This window comes from Cupriavidus sp. SIMBA_020 (genome assembly GCF_046535395.1).
GTDB lineage: Bacteria > Pseudomonadota > Gammaproteobacteria > Burkholderiales > Burkholderiaceae > Cupriavidus > Cupriavidus campinensis.
This window is the reverse complement of record NZ_JAWRWU010000314.1, coordinates 1-300: the sequence shown is the minus strand read 5'-3', so window position 1 is coordinate 300 and position 300 is coordinate 1. Positions and strand designations below refer to the sequence as shown.

The following is a 300-nucleotide window of genomic DNA, read 5'->3' as shown; positions in this document are numbered from 1 at the left end:
TGGTGCGGTTTCTGAAAAAGACGCGCCGAAAGAACTGCTGCAGATGCTGGAAAAACAGAAAAAATGACTCGAGCACCACCACCACCACCACTGAGATCCGGCTGCTAACAAAGCCCGAAAGGAAGCTGAGTTGGCTGCTGCCACCGCTGAGCAATAACTAGCATAACCCCTTGGGGCCTCTAAACGGGTCTTGAGGGGTTTTTTGCTGAAAGGAGGAACTATATCCGGATTGGCGAATGGGACGCGCCCTGTAGCGGCGCATTAAGCGCGGCGGGTGTGGTGGTTACGCGCAGCGTGACC

1 pseudogene is annotated in these 300 nt (G+C 55.3%); it reads left to right on the top strand.

Annotated features, from left to right (window positions below):
- A pseudogene (gene sso7d, locus SB751_RS29365) lies at window positions 1-67 on the top strand (chromatin protein Sso7d); the annotation flags it as partial.
- Between the last annotated feature and the right edge of the window lie 233 nt (window positions 68-300).